The organism is Streptomyces sp. NPDC086835 (assembly GCF_044745705.1).
Lineage (GTDB): Bacteria > Actinomycetota > Actinomycetes > Streptomycetales > Streptomycetaceae > Streptomyces.
In genome coordinates, this window is sequence record NZ_JBIVAU010000004.1 from 463,999 (window position 1) to 482,043 (window position 18,045).

14 protein-coding genes and 1 tRNA gene are annotated in these 18,045 nt (G+C 71.3%); 7 read left to right on the forward strand and 8 right to left on the reverse strand.

The window, feature by feature from the left end; genetic code table 11:
* Positions 1-110: 110 nt before the first annotated feature.
* The 3 genes from ACIPJI_RS17225 to ACIPJI_RS17235 all read right to left on the reverse strand — a co-directional run bounded on the left by ACIPJI_RS17225 (position 111) and on the right by ACIPJI_RS17235 (position 2,858).
* A complete protein-coding gene (locus ACIPJI_RS17225; protein WP_307706828.1) occupies positions 111-1,088 on the reverse strand; it encodes a ribose-phosphate diphosphokinase in 978 nt (325 codons plus the stop codon).
* A 124-nt stretch (positions 1,089-1,212) separates the two neighbouring features.
* Positions 1,213-2,661: a bifunctional UDP-N-acetylglucosamine diphosphorylase/glucosamine-1-phosphate N-acetyltransferase GlmU gene (gene glmU, locus ACIPJI_RS17230; RefSeq protein ID WP_307706827.1), complete on the reverse strand. Its 1,449-nt coding sequence runs from the start codon at positions 2,659-2,661 to the stop codon at positions 1,213-1,215.
* Between the two features lie 125 nt (positions 2,662-2,786).
* A tRNA-Gln gene (locus tag ACIPJI_RS17235) sits at positions 2,787-2,858 on the reverse strand.
* A gap of 118 nt (positions 2,859-2,976) precedes the next feature.
* On the opposite strand from ACIPJI_RS17235, the gene ACIPJI_RS17240 reads away from it, so the two are divergent.
* Complete coding sequence (locus tag ACIPJI_RS17240; protein ID WP_356618422.1) at positions 2,977-4,296, forward strand: histidine kinase; 1,320 nt, start codon at positions 2,977-2,979, stop codon at positions 4,294-4,296.
* Between the two features lie 63 nt (positions 4,297-4,359).
* Here the strand turns inward: ACIPJI_RS17240 and ACIPJI_RS17245 are convergent, their stop codons facing one another.
* Complete coding sequence (locus ACIPJI_RS17245; RefSeq protein ID WP_307706825.1) at positions 4,360-4,851, reverse strand: SUKH-3 domain-containing protein; 492 nt, start codon at positions 4,849-4,851, stop codon at positions 4,360-4,362.
* A gap of 10 nt (positions 4,852-4,861) precedes the next feature.
* Positions 4,862-5,368 carry a YwqJ-related putative deaminase gene (locus ACIPJI_RS17250; RefSeq protein WP_037774454.1) on the reverse strand — a complete coding sequence of 169 codons (507 nt, stop codon included), beginning with the start codon at positions 5,366-5,368 and terminating at the stop codon, positions 4,862-4,864.
* 231 nt (positions 5,369-5,599) lie between these two features.
* On the opposite strand from ACIPJI_RS17250, the gene ACIPJI_RS17255 reads away from it, so the two are divergent.
* Together ACIPJI_RS17255 and ACIPJI_RS17260 are read left to right on the forward strand one after the other, a co-directional pair.
* The gene (locus tag ACIPJI_RS17255; RefSeq protein WP_402247051.1) at positions 5,600-6,613 is read left to right on the forward strand and encodes an HNH endonuclease; all 1,014 of its coding nucleotides are present in this window, start codon (positions 5,600-5,602) and stop codon (positions 6,611-6,613) included.
* A gap of 7 nt (positions 6,614-6,620) precedes the next feature.
* Positions 6,621-9,374 carry an SUKH-4 family immunity protein gene (locus ACIPJI_RS17260; protein WP_402247053.1) on the forward strand — a complete coding sequence of 918 codons (2,754 nt, stop codon included), beginning with the start codon at positions 6,621-6,623 and terminating at the stop codon, positions 9,372-9,374.
* A gap of 73 nt (positions 9,375-9,447) precedes the next feature.
* Here ACIPJI_RS17260 and ACIPJI_RS17265 read toward each other — a convergent pair whose 3' ends face one another.
* The gene (locus ACIPJI_RS17265; RefSeq protein WP_356618415.1) at positions 9,448-11,049 is read right to left on the reverse strand and encodes a cation acetate symporter; all 1,602 of its coding nucleotides are present in this window, start codon (positions 11,047-11,049) and stop codon (positions 9,448-9,450) included.
* Positions 11,046-11,519: a DUF485 domain-containing protein gene (locus ACIPJI_RS17270; RefSeq protein WP_402247055.1), complete on the reverse strand. Its 474-nt coding sequence runs from the start codon at positions 11,517-11,519 to the stop codon at positions 11,046-11,048. Before ACIPJI_RS17270 ends, ACIPJI_RS17265 begins: the two co-directional genes overlap by 4 nt.
* Positions 11,520-11,782: 263 nt before the next feature.
* Between ACIPJI_RS17270 and ACIPJI_RS17275 the strand changes: the two genes are divergently transcribed.
* Both ACIPJI_RS17275 and ACIPJI_RS17280 read left to right on the forward strand, forming a co-directional pair.
* On the forward strand, positions 11,783-12,166 hold the full coding sequence (locus tag ACIPJI_RS17275; protein ID WP_402247057.1) for a GNAT family N-acetyltransferase: 384 nt from the start codon (positions 11,783-11,785) through the stop codon (positions 12,164-12,166).
* Positions 12,167-12,178: 12 nt separating this feature from the next.
* Complete coding sequence (locus ACIPJI_RS17280; protein ID WP_307706819.1) at positions 12,179-12,490, forward strand: DUF6506 family protein; 312 nt, start codon at positions 12,179-12,181, stop codon at positions 12,488-12,490.
* 67 nt (positions 12,491-12,557) lie between these two features.
* On the opposite strand, the gene ACIPJI_RS17285 is transcribed toward ACIPJI_RS17280, so the two are convergent.
* The gene (locus tag ACIPJI_RS17285) at positions 12,558-14,084 is read right to left on the reverse strand and encodes an MFS transporter (RefSeq protein ID WP_356618409.1); all 1,527 of its coding nucleotides are present in this window, start codon (positions 14,082-14,084) and stop codon (positions 12,558-12,560) included.
* Positions 14,085-14,472: 388 nt separating this feature from the next.
* Here ACIPJI_RS17285 and ACIPJI_RS17290 point away from each other — a divergent pair, with 388 nt between their 5' ends.
* Together ACIPJI_RS17290 and ACIPJI_RS17295 are read left to right on the forward strand one after the other, a co-directional pair.
* Positions 14,473-15,261 (forward strand): ABC transporter ATP-binding protein, encoded by a 789-nt coding sequence (locus ACIPJI_RS17290; RefSeq protein WP_307706817.1) that lies wholly within the window; start codon positions 14,473-14,475, stop codon positions 15,259-15,261.
* Entirely contained in the window at positions 15,258-17,834 is a 2,577-nt protein-coding gene (locus tag ACIPJI_RS17295) for an ABC transporter permease (protein WP_402247060.1), read from the forward strand. Before ACIPJI_RS17290 ends, ACIPJI_RS17295 begins: the two co-directional genes overlap by 4 nt.
* Positions 17,835-18,045 lie beyond the last annotated feature (211 nt).

The window sequence follows — 18,045 nt, forward strand, 5'->3', positions numbered from 1 at the left end:
AAGCCCAAAGTGGATCACTCCGGCATGCGCGAGGGCCGCCCCGCGCGATGCGGGGCGGCCCTTGCGGAACGTTACGCCTGGCCGTTACGCCCGGCCGTCGCGTCCGTCCGTCACGCCTGCTCCTCGAAGAGGCTCGTCACGGAGCCGTCCTCGAAGACCTCGCGCACGGCACGGGCGATCGTCGGCGCGATCGACAGCACCTTGATCTTGTCGAGCTCCAGCTCGCCGGGGGTCGGCAGCGTGTTCGTCAGGACGAACTCGCTCACCTTCGAGTTCTTCAGGCGGTCAGCCGCCGGCCCGGACAGGATGCCGTGCGTCGCCGTCACGATCACGTCCTCCGCGCCGTGCGCGAAGAGCGCGTCCGCCGCGGCGCAGATCGTGCCGCCCGTGTCGATCATGTCGTCGACCAGCACGCAGACGCGGCCCTTGACCTCGCCGACGACCTCGTGGACGGTCACCTGGTTGGCGACGTCCTTGTCGCGGCGCTTGTGGACGATCGCCAGCGGCGCGTCCAGCCGGTCGCACCAGCGGTCGGCCACACGCACACGGCCGGCGTCCGGGGAGACGATCGTCAGCTTGTTGCGGTCGACCTTGGCGCCCACGTAGTCGGCGAGCACCGGCAGCGCCGACAGGTGGTCCACGGGGCCGTCGAAGAAGCCCTGGATCTGGTCCGTGTGGAGGTCCACCGTGAGGATGCGGTGGGCACCCGCGCACTTCAGCATGTCCGCGATCAGACGGGCGGAGATCGGCTCACGGCCGCGGTGCTTCTTGTCCTGACGGGCGTAGCCGTAGGACGGGATGATCACGGTGATGCTCCGGGCGGAGGCCCGCTTCAGAGCGTCGATCATGATCAACTGCTCCATGATCCACTTGTTGATGGGTGCCGTGTGGCTCTGGATCAGGAAGCAGTCCGCACCACGGGCGGACTCCTGGAAGCGGACGTAGATCTCGCCGTTGGCGAAGTCGAAAGCCTTCGTCGGGACGAGGCCGACACCCAACTGGTGTGCAACCTCCTCGGCCAGCTCGGGGTGGGCGCGGCCGGAGAAGAGCATCAGCTTCTTCTCGCCGGTCGTCTTGATCCCGGTCACAGCACTGTCTCCTCAGACGTGTTCTCTGGTCGCGGAAGTCAGGGCACCAGGGTCCTGGACGCGAGCCAGCCGAATTTTGTGTGCACGTATCACGGTACGCCGAGTTCGACGCAGCCGTTTTCGGTCAGTTCTCCTCGGCGACCTGTTCCGTTGCCGCCGCGGCAGCCTGGGCGGCCGCGCTTCCGGGGCGCTTGCGAGCCACCCAACCCTCGATATTCCGCTGCTGGCCGCGGGCGACGGCCAGCGAACCCGCCGGCACGTCCTTCGTGATCACGGAGCCGGCGGCGGTGTAAGCACCGTCCCCGACCGTGACAGGAGCCACAAACATGTTGTCCGAGCCCGTCTTGCAGTGCGACCCGATCGTCGTGTGGTGCTTCGACTCCCCGTCGTAGTTCACGAAGACGCTCGCGGCGCCGATGTTCGTGTACTCGCCGATCGTCGCGTCGCCCACGTACGACAGGTGCGGCACCTTCGTGCCCTCACCGATCGACGAGTTCTTCATCTCGACGAACGTGCCCGCCTTGGCCTTTACGCCCAGACGTGTACCGGGCCGCAGGTAGGCGAACGGGCCCACCGAGGCGCCCTCGCCCACGGTGGCCGAATCCGCCACCGTGTTGTCCACCCGGGCGCCCGCACGCACGGTCGTGTTCGTCAGGCGTGAGTTCGGACCGACCTCCGCGCCCTCCGCGATGTGTGTGGCGCCCAGCAGCTGCGTACCGGGATGCACCACCGAGTCCGGCTCGAACGTCACCGTCACGTCCACGATCACCGAAGCCGGGTCCACGACCGTGACGCCGGCCATCATGGCCTGCTCCAGCAGCCGCTCGTTCATCAGCTTGCGGGCCTCCGCCAGCTGCACCCGGTTGTTGATGCCGAGGATCTCGCGGTGGTCGCCGGCCACGGACGCGCCGACCCGGTGGCCCGCCTCGCGCAGGATCCCGAGCACGTCGGTCAGGTACTCCTCGCCCTGGCTGTTGTCCGTCCGCACCTTCGTCAGGGCGTCGGCGAGGAGCTGCCCGTCGAACGCGAACACACCGGAGTTGATCTCACGGATCGCGCGCTGCTCGTCGGTGGCGTCCTTGTGCTCGACGATCGCGGTCACGGCTCCGGTGGCGGCGTCCCGCACGATGCGCCCGTAGCCGGTGGAGTCCGGCACCTCGGCGGTCAGCACGGTCACGGCGTTGCCGTCGGCCGAGTGCGTCGCGGCCAGCGCGGAGAGGGTGGCGCCGGAGAGCAGCGGGGTGTCGCCGCACACGACGACGACGGTCCCGTCAGGGCGGCCGCCGAGCTCCTCGAGCCCCATGCGCACCGCGTGCCCGGTGCCGTTCTGCTCGGCCTGGAAGGCGGTACGGGTGCCCGCGTAGTGCTCGCCGAGGTGCGCCTCGACCTGCTCCCGCGCGTGCCCGACGACCACCACGAGCTGCTCGGGGCCGAGCTCGCGTGCCGCGGACACGACGTGTCCGACGAGCGAACGTCCGGCGATTTCGTGCAGGACCTTGGGAGTCTTCGACTTCATGCGGGTGCCCTCACCCGCTGCGAGGACGACGACGGCTGCCGGGCGATTGGCGCTCACGGGTATGCCCTTCGGCTTCGGGTGGTGGGACAACCGAAGGATACCGGGGGGTTTCGGGCCGGAAACGAGTGCGGGTCCCGACCGGAGGTCAGGACCCGAAGATGCGCGACCCGGAGGCCGGAAAGCTCCCCCGTCAGGACTCGAACCCGAACAGATGGCACCAAAAGCCACAGTGCTGCCAATTACACCACGGGGGATGGAACGCGCCGGAACCGGACATAGTGTTCGGCTGCCGGACCGGCACCACACACTATGCCAGGTGGCCTCGGCGCGACGGTAGGAAAATGACTCGCGCCCGCCCGTAGGCTGGAACACATGACCACAACGGGGGCACAGGAGGCCTCGGGTTCGACCGCCCGGGGTCCGCTGTGGTGGAGACGACGGCGCAGTGCCGTGCTGGACGTGGGACTTGCCGTCGCCTCCGCCGTCGAGTGCGCGCTACAAGGTGTCGGGTTCGCGGATCAGGCCGCGCTGCCCGTGCCGTTGGGCGTGCTGTTCGGGCTGGCGGTCGGATCCGTGCTGGTACTGAGACGTCGGTGGCCGATCGCCGTCGTCCTGGTGTCCATCGCGACCACGCCGGCCGAGATGGGTTTTCTGATGGGGCTCGTCGGGCTGTACACGCTCGCCGCCTCGGACGTGCCACGGCGGATCACGGCGACGCTGGCGGGGATGGCCCTGTCCGCGACGTTCATCGTGACGTTCGTGCGCGTACGGCAGGACGTGGAGGCCGGCGACTACAGCACCCCGTACGTGCCGTTGATGGCCGTCTTCATGTCCCTCGGGCTGACGGCCCCTCCGGTGCTGCTCGGCCTTTACATAGGGGCCCGCCGGCGGCTCATGGAGAGCCTGCGGGAGCGGGCGGACAGCCTGGAGCAGGAGTTGTCGCTGCTGGCCGACCGGGCGGAGCAGCGGGCGCAATGGGCGCGCCAGGAGGAGCGCACCCGTATCGCGCGGGAGATGCACGACGTGGTGGCCCATCGGGTGAGTCTGATGGTGGTGCACGCGGCGGCGTTGCAGGCGGTGGCGTTGAAGGACCCGCAGAAGGCCGTGAAGAACGCGGCGCTGGTGGGGGACATGGGCCGCCAGGCGCTGACGGAGCTGCGGGAGATGCTCGGGGTGCTGCGTTCCGGCGAGAGCCGGGTGAGGGCGCAGGCGGACGCGCCGCCGCTGGCCGCCGTGGGCGCGGCGGCCGCCGCCGCAGCCGCCGCCGCCGCGGAGGACGGGCCCTGCATCGCGGACATCGAGATGCTCGTGGGCCAGTCGCGGCAGGCGGGCATGGTGGTGGAGCTGGCCGTGCAGGGGGACGTACGGGCGTATCCGCCCGAGGTGGAGCAGACGGCGTACCGGGTGATCCAGGAGGCGCTGACCAACGTCCACAAGCATGCGGCGGGCGCCAAGGTGCTGGTGCGGCTGGCGCATCGCGACGAGGAGGTCGCGATGCAGGTGGAGAACGGCGCCCCGGACGCGGCGGGTGGCGTGGCGGACGCCGGGCTGCCCAGCGGCGGCAACGGTCTGGTGGGTATGCGGGAGCGGGTGACCGCGCTGGGCGGGGTCTTCGTCTCGGGGCCGACGGACGTGGGGGGCTTCCGGGTGTCGGCGGTGCTGCCCGACCGGGCGGAGGTCAGCCTGCGGTGACCTCCGCCCCGGCCGCGCGCCGCGTACCCGGGCCGCCCGGTCCGCGTGGTCCGGGCCGGGCGCTCAGCCCGGGGTGAGCCGGGTCGGCTGGACGCCGGTGACGAGGGTGGTCAGGGCCTGGTCGATGTCGGCCCCGAGATACCAGTCGCCGGTGTGGTCGATGCTGTAGACCCGGCCTTCCATGTCCATGGCCAGCACCGCCTGCTGGTCGCCCTCCATGCCGAGCGGCGAGATCTCCGTGTCGAGGGCCCGGCCGAGATCGGCCAGGGTGCGTGCCAGATGGAGGCCTTCGAGCGGGTCGAAACGCAGGGGCGCGGGCGCGTGCTGCCGTCCCGGCCCGGGCGCGACGACGGTGAGCCCGCCGAACTCCGCCCACGCCTCCACGACCGCAGGGAAGACCGTGTGCTGATGGCCGGCCGGCGAGACGTGCGCGCGCAGGGTGTCCGCCCAGTGCTCGGCCTGCTTGATGTCCCAGCGGCCTGGCTGCCAGCCCGCATCGCGCAGCGCGGCGTCGACGGCGACGGGGAAGCGGGTGGTGCTGAGGTGGTCGGGCATCGGTCGCGGGTCAGCCGTTCTCGGGTGCGGTCGGGGCGACAGGGCGTACGCCGAAGTGGTCGAGCATCGCGGTGCACGACCGGCAGGGCGGGGCGTAGCTGCCGTGCAGGGGGTCGCCGTCCTCGCGGATGCGGCGTGCGGTGAGCTTGGCATGCTTGAGCGCGCGCCGAGCCTCGCCATGGGTGAGGGGCTTGCGCTGGGCGCGCTTGGAGCGTTGGGTCTCGGCGGCGGTGAGATGGCGGGAGAGCAGGATCGCCTCCGGGCAGCGCCCTGTGAAGCGTTCGCGCTGGCCACTCGTGAGGGTGTCGAGGAAATCCTGTACGAGTGGGTGGAGGACCGGCGGCTGGTCGCCTTTCCCCGCCGTGCATGTGAGCGTCTCACCGCGCACGGAGAGTGCGGCCGCCACGGCGGGCAGGATTCCGTCACGGCGGTGCCGCAGTCCGGGCGCCCGCCCGGACCCGTCGGCGCTCCAGCTGAGGCGTGGATCACCCGATGTGCTTGGTTGCGCTGTGTGCATGGTGTTGCCGTCCCTCCCGTGCACTCCCCCGTGGTGCGGTAGACAGCCTGCCAAATGGGGTGGCTGGTAAGGAAGCTGGGTCGCTGAAACGTGTCGCCGTGGTGTCGTCCCATGGCCTTTGGGTCACTCGAAAGTGACTCTTCGTTACGGAACCGGAGGCCAGGCAGCCACTATTGCCGCACCGCTTAGGCTGTGCTGAACCAGCCAGAAGCCAGCAGGGGGCAGAACGCCATGACGACAGGTCGGCAAGGCCTGGGGGCAGCTACGGGCCCCCGGGCCGGTGCGGGCACCGCGCCACCGAATGCGGCCTACGCCGGGCAGGTCGTGCACTTCCCGGACCCGGTCCGTGCTTCCCGTCACCCCAGAGGGGTGCGGGTCGACGACGGGGGATACCCGGACTTCTCGCCGTACGCCCGCGCGGCCGCGGAGATCGCCGAGCCTCCTGAGGGTTTCGGCGTGGACGAGTTGCGCCTCACGGACTTCGTCTCCGCGAACGCCGCTCTGGCCGCGCAAGGGCACCCCCTGTGGGACACGGTCCCGGCGGTCGCGACGCCCCACGGCTGGACGTGGCACCACGTACCGAACTCGCGGCGGCTGGAACTCGTGCCCGTCGAGGTGAAGGCGCTGCTGCGGCATCACGGCGGTCTGACGACGGCGGCCGTGGACCACTCCAAGCGGGGGACGCGCCCGCTCCAGGAGACGCGGCCCGCCCACTTCGGCCTGCCGAAGGGCGCCCTGTCGGTGACCGAGCAGCAGTTGCGGCACGTCGAGGAGGATCTCGGTTACCGCCTGCCCGGCGCGTACCGCTCCTTCCTCAAGGCCGCGGGCGGCTCCGCCCCGGTCGGCGCGGCGCTCGACGCGGAGCTGGGTGTGCTGGTGGACCAGCCGTTCTTCACGGTGCGCGAAGAGGCCGCGGTCAACGACCTGGTGTACGTCAACAAGTGCTTGCGCGACCACCTGACCAAGGACTACCTGGGCGTCGCGTTCGTCCAGGGCGGGATCCTCGCGCTGAAGGTGCGGGGCACGGACATCGGTTCGGTGTGGTTCTGCGCGTACGACGACGCCCGCGACCAGGACGGGTGGAACGTGCAGGAACGCGTGGAGAGGCTGCTGCTGCCCTGCGGCGAGGACTTCGACGCGTTCCTGCAGCGGCTCGCGGGCAATCCGCCGGAGCTGGAGACCGTGGCGAATCTGATGGTGGACGGCGGCTTCGCGCGTGCCGTTCCCGTTTCGGGCGAGGGGTGATCGACCGGTGGTGACGTTCGCGCAGGCGCAGGAGCGCGCCGAGGAGTGGGTCAACGGCGACGTGCCCGCGTACCAGCACCGTGAGGTGCGGGTCCGGGAGTTCGACCTCGGATTCGTCGTATGGGCGGAGGACCGTGAGCAGGGGGCCCGTTCCGACGGCGGCCGCCAGCGGCTGGTGATCGCCAGGGACAGCGGTGAGGCGACGCTGTGGCCGGGGCTGCCGGTCGGTGAGGTGATCCGCCGGTACGAGGAGGAGTACGGGGGCACCCAGGACGCCCCGCAGGATCCGGCGCCGCAAGCGCCGCAGCGGATCGATCTGAACCAGACGTCGTTCCTGTTGAGCCCGCCCGAGTGGCTCCAGGACGCGGCGGACAGGATGGGTATCCCCGACCGGCGTTCGTCGTCGGATTCCTCGGCTCCGGCCGAGCCCGTGGTTCCCGCTGCTGCCGCCGCTGCTCCCGCCTCCGGCGTGGACGAGTCGCCGGCCCCCGCTGCCGGGGCGTCCGACGGGCAGGGTTCGATCGGGGGCAACGCGTCGCAGGCGACGGGCAGTTCGGCTGCCTCCTCTCTGTCCTCGTCGCCCTCGTCCGCCTCCTCGTCCTCTTCTTCTTCCGCCGCGTCCGCGTCGTCCTCGGCCGGGTCCGGCTGGCCGGAGGCCGGTTCGTCGCCGGGTGCGGACGCGTCGCGGGGCGGATCCGCGTGGCCGAGCGCCCCGGCGGCGGACTACGAGCCGACGGCGTCCGACGGGGTGCCCGCCACGCCGTCCGGCGGCACCGGCTGGACGGACACCAGTTCCGCGGGTCCTGACGACGCGTCCGTGCCGCTGCCGGCCACCGTGTTCGCGCCCCCGGTCTCGCTGGACGACAGCAGCACACCGCCGCCCGTCGGGGCCGACGCGCCCACGGCGCTGATGTCGGGCGGCAGTCAGCTGCCGAGGACCGCGATCGTGCCGGGACTCGGCCCGCAGCCGCAGCCGCAGTCGGAGCCGCCGCGGTCGCCGCAGCAGCAGACGCCGCCGCCCGCCCCGGGCGCCGGTGCCGCCGACATAGCGGACGCGGCGACGAGCAAGGCCGTCCTGCCGCCGCGCGGCGCGCGCGGCGGTACGGGGTCGACGACCCCGCCGCCGCCCGGTGCTCCCGGCACCCCCGGCGCACGGCCGGGTGCCGGCGCGACGCCGCCGCCGTCGGGTCCGGGCGCGCCCGGCGCCCCGGCGGGCGGCTACCTGCCCACCCAACTCGTCTCGCAGCTCGGCCCCGAGGGCCCGCAGCCTCCCGGCCCTCCCGGTCCGCCGGCGCCTCCTGGTTCGACGCCGCCTCCCGGTGGCGGGGTGCACCAGGCCGCGACGATGCTGGCCGGTCCCGCGCAGATGGGTCCGGGGGCCCCGCAGCCTCCCGGCCCGCCGCGGCCGCCGGGTTCCACGCCGCCGCCTCCCGGTCCGCCGGCGCCTCCCGGTTCGACGCCGCCTCCCGGCGGTGGGGTGCATCACGCGGCGACGATGCTGGCCGGTCCCGCGCAGATGGGTCCGGGGGCCCCGCAGCCTCCCGGCCCGCCCGGCTCGCCGCCGCCCCCCGGTTCGACGCCGCCTCCCGGTTCGACGCCGCCTCCTGGTGGTGGGGTGCATCACGCGGCGACGATGCTGGCCGGTCCCGCGCAGATGGGTCCGGGGGCCCCGCAGCCTCCCGGCCCGCCCGGTCCTCCCGGCGCTCCCGGCCCGGTGCCGAACGCGCCGCAGCCGCCGATGGGCGGCGGTCGTCCGCCGTACGGCTACCCGCAGCAGCCCACCGGTGTGCCGACGGTCGGCCCCGGCTACCAGGCCGTCCTGCGCTACCGCGCGCCCGACGGCTCGGAGGCCCAGCTGATCCGCCGCTCCGCGCCGGGCACCCCGCACCCGGAGTGGCAGATCCTGCACGAGCTGCGCGCGATGAACGTGCCGCCGCAGCAGGTGCTGGAACTGCACACGGAGCTGGAGTCGTGCGAGCTGCCGGGTGCGTACTGTGCCCGGATGATCCGCGAGACATGGCCGCAGGCGCGGATCACGTCGATCGCCCCGTACGGCAGGGACCATGCCTCGCGTCAGCAGGGCATGCGGCAACTGCTCGCCCACCAGGGTGAGTTGCATCAGGTCGCGGACGGGCCCGCCCGTCCCGCGCCGGTGCGCGCCCCGCTGCCGCAGGTGCCGCCGGCGCCGCCGATCCCGCCGGAGGGCGTGGCGCAGGAACTGGCGGGCGCGTTCGGGCCGCAGGGTCTGTGCCGGTTCGACCAGCGGGCCGTGTCGCGTCAGGGTGTGCCGGAGGTCGTGGCGGCGACCCTGGTGTGGGCGGGTCTGCCGGGCGACTTCAACCCGTTCTTCTGGGCCCAGCCGGCCCAGCCGGTGGTGCCGACGCTGGCGGAGCTCGCCGCCCAGCGCCAGGTGCAGCCGGCGTCCGACGCCGGTTCGTACCTGGTGATCGGCAGCGACTTCGGCCGTGCGATCTGCGTCCAGTACGGCACGGCGCACATCGTGGCGGTGCCGGTGGAGTCCGGTCCGGGCGGCCAGCCAGTGGCCCCGCAGTTCGTGAACACGGGCCTGCCCGAGTTCGTGCGCTGCCTGGCGCTGCTCGGCCGCATGTGGCGGCTGCGCTTCGGCCTCACCCCGGAGCAGGCGGGCCGCTGGACGGTCGACTTCCAGGCCCAACTGGCGGCCCTGGACCCGGCGGCGCTGTCGTCGCCGGAGAGCTGGTGGTCGGTGCTCCTCGAGCAGATGTGGGACGGCCTCCTGTAGGCCGCGCCGGACGACATGCCAGGGCGCCCGGTCCGTGGTTCACGGACCGGGCGCCCTCGTTCGTGCGTGCAGGTCAGGAGTTCGTCGGCGTCCCCGCGAGGATCGTCGGTTCCAGGTCCTCGTAGCGGCGGCGCTGGATCGCCGCGTCGTTGTCGTGGAGGACGGTCGCGAGCCAGCCGGCGAGGAAGCCGAGCGGGATGGAGACCAGGCCGGCCGTGGTGTACGGGAACCAGTTGAAGTCCTGGTCGGGGAAGACGGACTGCGGTGATCCGGACACCAGGTTGCTCCCGCTCGTCAGGACGAGCGCGGAGACGGTTCCCACGATGAGCGTGGCGAGCAGCCCCGTACGGGTGTAGCGGCGCCAGAAGAGGGTGTAGACGAGGGCGGGTGCGACGGCGGACGCGCCGATGCAGAAGGACAGGGTCAGCAGCGCCTGGAGGTTCAGGTGCCTGGCGCCGGCGGCGATCGCGATGGCGACGAGGCCGACGCCCGCCGCGGCGGACCTGGCGATGGCCATCTCGGCGCGGTCGGTGAGCCGGGCATCACGCAGTCCGTGCGCGATCAGGTCGTGGGCCAGGGTGTTGGCGCACGCCAGGGTGATTCCGGCGACCGAGGCGAGCAGCGTGAGGAAGATCGCGGTGGCCACGGCCGTGAAGACCAGCGTCTCGACGGTGTTCGGGTCGGGGCCCAGGACGGCCTGGGTGACCATCAGGAACGCGGTCTTGCCCTGCGGGTCCCCGGCGGCGAGTTCCTTGTGCCCGACGAGCGCGGCGGCGCCGAAGCCGATCACGGCGATCAGCAGGCAGGTGACGACCACGATCGACACGGCCCAGGACATGGAGCGTCGCACGGCCCTCGCGTTGCGGGCGGTGAACATGCGCATCGTGATGTGGGGCAGCACCGCCGCGCCGAGCACGACGGTCAACTGGGTGCTGATCATGTCGATCTCGTCGCCGGCGAACTGGAGCCCGGGGGTGAGGTACGCGTCCTTCAGCCCGCTGCCTTCCTTGGCGGCGTCGAGCAGCGCGGGCGGGCTGAAGTCGAAGCGGTCGAGGATCAGTACGGCGATGACGGTGGCCGCGCCGAGCAGCACGACGGTCTTGACGATCTGGATGAAGGCGGTGCCCTTCATGCCGCCGATCGCCGCGTACGTGATCATCAGCAGTCCGAGGAACACGATCGACCCGGTCTTGAAGCCGTCGGCGTGGAAGCCGAGGACGACGGCCAGCAGGTCGCCCGCGCCCGCCAGCTGGAAGATGACCAGCGGCAGCAACGCGGCGAGGGTGACGGCCGCGACGGTGATCCGTACGACGGGGCCCGGGGCGCGGCGGTCGAAGACGTCGCCCATGGTGAACCGGCCCGCGTTGCGCAGGGGTTCGGCGAGCAGGAACATCATCAGGACCAGCGACAGCACGGTGCTCAGGGTGAGCGTCATGCCGTCGTACCCGAGGAGCGCGATGATGCCGATGGTGCCGAGCACGGTTCCGGCGGAGATGTAGTCGCCCGCGATGGCGAGTCCGCTCTGCATGGGGGACAGGGAGCGGTAGCCGGTGTAGAACTCGCCGAGGTCGTCCCGGTCGGGTCCGGTCATCACGCACAGCAGCAGCGTCACCGTGATGACGGCGATGAACGCCATGAGGGACATGGTCTGGGCCTCGGAGCTGAACCCGTTCATGCGCGCGCACCTCCCATCGGCGGCCGTCCGCCGTGCGGGGCCGTCCGCCCGGAGCGTTCCCTGACCGAGGTGACCAGCGGGTCCACGCGCGTGCGGGCGATCCGCTCGTAGACGGCGATCGCGGCGAGCGCCACGGGCAGTTGGACGAGTCCCAGCACCAGTCCGGTCGTGAGGCCGCCGCTGACCTCGCCGGTCATCATCGAGGGGGCGTAGGCGGACAGGAGCAGGAAGAGGACGAAGTAGCCGAGGGCGGTGAACGTCGAGACGCGCCGCAGCCTGCGGTAGGCCGATCCCAGGCTTTGCAGTTCGCGGCCGTGCCCGTCGTCGGCCTGGTGGTGCTGCGGGCCCTGCGGCCGGTCCCAGGGCTGCGGTTCGAAGCCCCATGCCGGGTCCGCCGCCTCCTGGCGGTGCCGGCCGGGGACCCGTGGTTGCGGCGGCGGATCAGGGAAGAGCTGGTGGTGGTACGACATCGTCTTGCTCCTTGCCGCCCTTGCGGGTGGGCGGGTGGCGCTGGTGGTCCGCGTACGTTACTCACGGGTAGGGCGATGACGTAAGACCTTCCCGACCAACTGGTATGTCAGTTCGGTGACGATCCTGTGCGGGAGCGAACGGACCGGCGGTAACACCGGCCGATAGATCGCCCTTGTCCTGGATGGCCGGAAATCGCCCGTGGCCCCGGTGGATGCGGAAAGTTGTTTGCCGCCTTTGTGTCGCCTGAGTAGCGTCGCCGTTCGTGACTTCGACTCTGCGTACCGAGCGGCTGGTCCTTGAGCGGTACGTCCCTGAGGACGAGGACGGCTTCGTCGCTCTGTTCCAGGACGCGCGGGTGTCCCGATGGATGCGTGACGGTCCCTCTGCCGAAGCAATCATTTATGCCTTGGCCCCTGAGGTGTGGGGGTCCGGCCTGGGGGTGGAGGTGGCGAAGGCAATCGTCGCCCACGGTTTCGGCACCCTCGGACTGACCGAGGTGCACGCGACCGTGGCCGCGTCGAACAAGGCTTCACCGGCCGTGCTGGACAAGATCGGTTTCGAGTATGTCCGCGAGATCACCGAGGACGACGGCAGTAAGACCCGGGTTCTGACGCGCCGCCGGGCCCGGTTGCCCCAGCAGATCTAAGGAGCGATGAACGTGGCACTCGACGCATTCGGATTCCTCTTCACCGGGCGTGGGCTCGACCCCGAGCGGGACAGGTCCGTGATCGAGCGTGACGGTTTCCGTGCCGTCATGGTCGGCATGGCGGACCCGTCCCGGGCGCCCGAGGTCGCTGCGGCCCTGGTCGACGAGGGCATCCAGCTCATCGAACTGTGCGGCGGCTTCGGCCCCGTGTGGACGGCCAAGGTCATCGAGGCCACCAAGTCCCGCGTGCCGGTCGGCTCCGTCGGCTACGGCCCTGAGTCGATCGACGGCATGGCAGCGCTTTTCCCGCCCCAGGCGGATTGACCGGTGCTGGACCGCTTCGTACGCGCGGTCGCCGACGGGCGGTTCGAGGCCCCCTGACGCCGGCGCGTCAGTCCGTCGGCTCCGTCCGGACCGGGAACCGCTTCGGCGCCACGAGGACCAGGACCAGCAGCGCGGCCCCCGCCGCGGCCGCCGCCCCCAGGTAGACGTGGTCGACCGCCGCGTCCACCGCCCGCCGCAGGCCGTCGGCGGCGTCGGTCGTCAGCGTGGCCGGGTTCTCCAGGGCGTGCGACACCGAGTCGAGGCTGCCGCCGCCGAGGCGGGAGAGCAGGACCGCGTTGGCGACCGCGCCGAAGAGGGCAGCGCCCATGGACTGGCCGACCTGGCGGCAGAAGAGGACGGACGCGGTCGTCGTGCCGCGCTCCGACCAGCCGACGGTGGACTGCACACCGACGATCAGGGGGAGTTGGAACAGGCCGAGGGCCGCGCCGAGCAGCAGCATCGCGAGAGCCGGCTGCCACGGCTCGCCGGGGAACGGCAGCAGCGGGAAGGACAGCAGCACGAGCATGGCCGCGGAGATGCCGATGATCGCCGTCAGCCGGAACCCGATGCGGTTGTAGACCCGGTCGGACAGGGCGGCGCTGACCGGCCAGCTCAGGGTCATCACCGACAGGACGAAGCCGGCGGCGATCGGGCCGAGGCCGAGCACGGACTGGGCGTAGGTGGGGAGGAAGACGGTCGGGGCGACCATCAGCAGGCCCAGCGCGCCGAGCGCCAGATTGACCGCGGCGATGGTACGGCGACGCCAGACCCACCCCGGGATGATCGGTTCCGCCGCGCGGCGCTCGACGACGACGGTGACCGCGACGAGGGCGGCGCCCCCACCGAACAGCGCCAGCGAGGGTGCGGAGAGCCAGGGCCACGCGGTACCTCCCTGGACGAGGGCGGTGAGGAGCAGCGCGCCCGTGGCGAAGACGCACACCGCCCCCGCCCAGTCGACGCGGGGACGGGTCACGGGAGCCGGACGGGCCGGCTCCACGAAGTAGCGGGCGACGAGGAAGAGCGCGACCGCGCCGACCGGCAGGTTGACGAGGAAGATCCAGCGCCAGTCCGCGTAACCGGCGAGCAGCCCGCCGACCGCGGGACCCGCCACCGCGGCCGTCGCCCAGACCGTCGACAGCCGGGCCTGGATCCTGGGGCGTTCCTTCAGCGGGTAGAGGTCGGCGGCGATGGTCTGCACCGTGCCCTGGAGCGCCCCGCCGCCGAGGCCCTGGACGACGCGGAAGGCGATGAGCGCGGCCATGTTCCATGCGACGGCGCACAGCAGGGAGCCCAGCAGGAACAGGATGATGCCGGCGATGAGGACGGGCTTGCGGCCGAAGGTGTCGGAGAGCTTGCCGTAGACGGGGAGGGTGACGGTGACGGCGAGGAGGTAGCCGGAGAAGAGCCAGGAGAAGACGGCGAAGCCGCCCAGGTCGCCGACGATCTGCGGCACGGCGGTGGAGACGACCGTCCCGTCGAGCGCGGCCAGCGCCATGCCCAGCATGAGCGCCGCGACGACCGGGGCCCGCCCGCGGGGTGCGGCCGCGCCCGCCTCGGCTCCGGACAGGCGTTCCGTGCGGCCGGTGCTCCCCATCGCTGCCCCAAGTCCTTTCCGCATGCATCTATTTCCGGGGACACCTTCTCACTTGAGGCTGACGCAGGGGGAGGGTGCAGTCTCGTCGTACACCGGGTCCACCCGTGGGTGGAGTCCCCCTAGGGGCTCCTCCTTACTTCTGCCGGGGGGACGTTCGTCCCGGCGGACGACGTGAAGGCCCGGTCCCGTTCCTTAACTTGTTCTTACGGCCGCAGCTGAGGCCCGCAGTCGGCGCAGTTCCGGCCGGGGGTGGGGAAAACCCCCGGACCAAGACTGCGCTGCGCACCAGCGCGCCGGACCGCTTTCGTCGGAAGACTCGACACATACCCGCGGCGACACCGTTCGCCGGAACCGGACCGCAGATTTCCCCAGAGCTAGGAGACCTACCGTGACTACGGCTGTAACCACCCCCGCACCCGGGGAGACCGGAGGGCGCACGGCCGTCGCCGCACGGGGGCGGCAGGTCGTCAAGGCGTACGGCGCGGGGGAGACCCGTGTCGTCGCGCTCGACCACGTCGACGTGGACATCGCCCGCGGGCAGTTCACCGCCATCATGGGCCCCTCCGGCTCCGGCAAGTCGACCCTCATGCACTGCCTGGCCGGTCTCGACACCGTCACCTCGGGTCAGATCTTCATCGACGACACCGAGATCACCGGCCTGAAGGACAAGAAGCTCACGCAGCTGCGCCGGGACCGGATCGGCTTCATCTTCCAGGCGTTCAACCTGCTGCCGACGCTGAACGCCCTGGAGAACATCACGCTCCCCATGGACATCGCCGGCCGTAAGCCCGACACCGCCTGGCTGAACCGGGTCGTGGAGACGGTCGGACTGGGCGAACGCCTCAAGCACCGGCCCACCCAGCTCTCCGGCGGCCAGCAGCAGCGCGTCGCCGTCGCCCGTGCCCTCGCCGCCCGGCCCGAGATCATCTTCGGTGACGAGCCCACCGGGAACCTGGACTCGCGGGCGGGCGCCGAAGTGCTCGGCTTCCTGCGCACGTCGGTCGACGAGCTGGGCCAGACCATCGTGATGGTCACGCACGACCCGGTCGCCGCCTCCTACGCGGACCGCGTCCTGTACCTCGCTGACGGCCGCATCGTCGACGAGATGCTCCGGCCGACCGCGGAGGCCGTCCTCGACCGCATGAAGGACTTCGACGCGCGCGGGCGGACGTCATGACCGTCTTCAGGACCTCGCTGCGCAACTTCTTCGCGCACAAGGGGCGTATGGCCCTCTCGGCCGTCGCGGTGCTGCTGTCGGTGGCCTTCGTGTCGGGCACGCTCGTGTTCACCGACACCATGAACACCACGTTCGACAAGCTCTTCGCCGTCTCCTCCGCGGACGTGACCGTCAGCCCCAAGGGCGCCGAGGACACGGAGGCCCCGGCGACCGGCAGGCCGGAGACGCTGCCCGCTTCCCTCGTCGACCAGGTCGGCAAGGTCGAGGGCGTGAAGTCCGCCGAGGGCGCCGTGTCCAGCATGAGCGTCACCGTCGTCGACTCCGAGAACAAGAACATGGGCTCCACGACCGGCGCCCCGACGATCGCGGCCAACTGGACCAAGAACGACCTCAAGTCGATGGAGATCGCCTCGGGCCACGCACCCCGCGGCCCCACCGAGGTCATGGTCGACGCCGACACGGCCGACAAGCACAAGCTGAAGCTGGGCGACGAGCTGCGGACCATCGCCGTCACCGGCGACTTCACCGCGAAGATCACCGGCATCGCGTCCTTCAAGGTCACCAACCCCGGTGCCGCCGTCGTCTTCTACGACACCGCCACCGCGCAGCGTGAACTGCTGGGCAAAGAGGGCCTGTTCACCAACGTCATGGTCGTCGCCGACGACGGCGTCAGCGACGAGGTGCTGAAGAAGAACCTGGCTTCCGCGCTGGAGCAGCCGTACAAGCTCCAGACCGCGGAGGAAGCGGCGGACGCCGGCCGCGAGGAGGTCGGCTCGTTCCTCGACGTGATGAAGTACGCGATGCTCGGCTTCGCCGGGATCGCCTTCCTCGTCGGCATCTTCCTGATCGTCAACACCTTTTCGATGCTGGTCGCCCAGCGCACCCGGGAGATCGGCCTGATGCGCGCCATCGGGTCGAGCCGCAAGCAGGTCAACCGCTCCGTGCTCATCGAGGCGCTGCTGCTGGGCCTGGTCGGCTCGATCGCCGGTGTGGGCGCCGGTGTGGGGTTGGCCGTGGGGCTGATGAAGATGATGTCCGCGGTCGGCATGAACCTCTCCACCGACGACCTGACCGTGAAGTGGACGACCCCGGTGGTCGGCATGGTGCTCGGCATCGTCGTCACCGTCCTCGCCGCCTACATCCCGGCGCGCCGCGCCGGCAAGGTCTCGCCCATGGCGGCACTGCGCGACTCGGGCATGCCGGCCGACGGCAGGGCCGGATGGATCCGCGGCGGCATCGGCCTCGTCCTCACCGGCGCCGGCGCCGCGGCTCTGCTGGTCGCCACGCAGGCGGAGAAGGCGAGCGAGGGGTCGATGTTCCTCGGCCTCGGTGTGGTGCTGTCCCTGATCGGCTTCGTCGTCGTCGGCCCGCTCCTGGCGGGCGGTGTGGTGCGGGTGATCAGCGTCCTGGTGCTGCGGATGTTCGGCCCCGTCGGCCGGATGGCCGAGCGCAACGCGCTGCGCAACCCGCGCCGTACGGGAGCGACCGGCGCCGCCCTGATGATCGGCCTCGCCCTGGTGGCGTGCCTGTCGGTGGTCGGCTCCTCGATGGTGGCCTCGGCGACGGAGGAGCTCGACAAGTCGGTGGGCGCGGACTTCATCGTGCAGTCCGCGGGCAACGACGGCCGCCCGATCGTGCCGCAGGCTCAGGATGCGCTGGAGAAGGCCCCGGGCATCGAGCACGTCACCGAGTACAAGAGTGTCGACGCGAAGATCACCGCCCCTGACGGCACGGCGGAGGACCTGCAACTGGTCGCCGCGGACCCCACGTACGCGCAGGACCTGCGCCGCGAGACGGTGGCGGGTGAGCTCTCGGCCGCGTACGGCAAGGACGCGATGTCCGTCGGCAGCGACTACGCGGAGAAGCGTGGCGTGAAGGTCGGCGACACGATCAAGGTCGACTTCAAGAACGGCAGCCCCGCCGATCTGAAGATCGCCGCGATCACGTCCGACGACACCAACGTCGACAAGGGCGCGATGTACCTCAACATCACGACCGCCGCGCAGTACGTCCCGGCCGAGAAGATGCCCGAGAACATGATCATGTTCGCGAAGGCGGTCGACGGTCAGGAGAAGGAGGCGTACGCCGCGCTGAAGAAGTCGCTCGCCGAGTACCCGCAGTACAAGGTGCAGAACCAGACCGACTTCAAGCAGGACCTGAAGGACCAGATCGGGCAGCTGCTCAACATCGTCTACGGTCTGCTGGCGCTCGCGATCATCGTCGCGATCCTCGGTGTGGTGAACACCCTGGCCCTGTCGGTGGTCGAGCGGACGAGGGAGATCGGCCTGATGCGGGCCATCGGCCTCTCGCGCCGCCAGCTGCGCCGGATGATCCGCCTCGAGTCGGTGGTCATCGCTCTCTTCGGAGCCCTGCTCGGTCTCGGCCTGGGCATGGGCTGGGGCACCTCCGCCCAGCAGCTGCTGGCGCTGGAGGGGCTGGGCGTCCTGGAGATCCCGTGGCCGACGATCATCACGGTCTTCGTGGGCTCGGCGTTCGTGGGCCTGTTCGCGGCCCTGGTGCCGGCCTTCCGGGCGGGCCGGATGAACGTCCTGAACGCGATCGCGACGGAGTAGCGCACACCGGTGGGCCGGTACGGGGGTCCGGTCCCACCCGCACTCCGAACGGCCCCGGGCGTCCGCCAAGGACGCCCGGGGCCGTCGCGCTGCCGGGAGCGCCGGACGCCGGAGGGAGTCTTTTCGCTCGCGCGAGTGACATCGGCAGGACGTAGTCTGGAGACCCCCGGCCCGTACGACGTGTCGGGCGCATCGCGTTGTCCACCCCCTG

Coding starts and splice junctions, on each gene's coding strand:
- ACIPJI_RS17240 (WP_356618422.1), top strand. CDS start 2,977: ATGACCACAACGGGGGCACAGGAGGCCTCGGGTTCGACCGCCCGGGGT.
- ACIPJI_RS17245 (WP_307706825.1), bottom strand. CDS start 4,851: ATGCCCGACCACCTCAGCACCACCCGCTTCCCCGTCGCCGTCGACGCC.
- ACIPJI_RS17265 (WP_356618415.1), bottom strand. CDS start 11,049: ATGAACGGGTTCAGCTCCGAGGCCCAGACCATGTCCCTCATGGCGTTC.
- ACIPJI_RS17270 (WP_402247055.1), bottom strand. CDS start 11,519: ATGTCGTACCACCACCAGCTCTTCCCTGATCCGCCGCCGCAACCACGG.
- ACIPJI_RS17250 (WP_037774454.1), bottom strand. CDS start 5,368: ATGCACACAGCGCAACCAAGCACATCGGGTGATCCACGCCTCAGCTGG.
- ACIPJI_RS17285 (WP_356618409.1), bottom strand. CDS start 14,084: ATGGGGAGCACCGGCCGCACGGAACGCCTGTCCGGAGCCGAGGCGGGC.
- ACIPJI_RS17295 (WP_402247060.1), top strand. CDS start 15,258: ATGACCGTCTTCAGGACCTCGCTGCGCAACTTCTTCGCGCACAAGGGG.
- ACIPJI_RS17255 (WP_402247051.1), top strand. CDS start 5,600: ATGACGACAGGTCGGCAAGGCCTGGGGGCAGCTACGGGCCCCCGGGCC.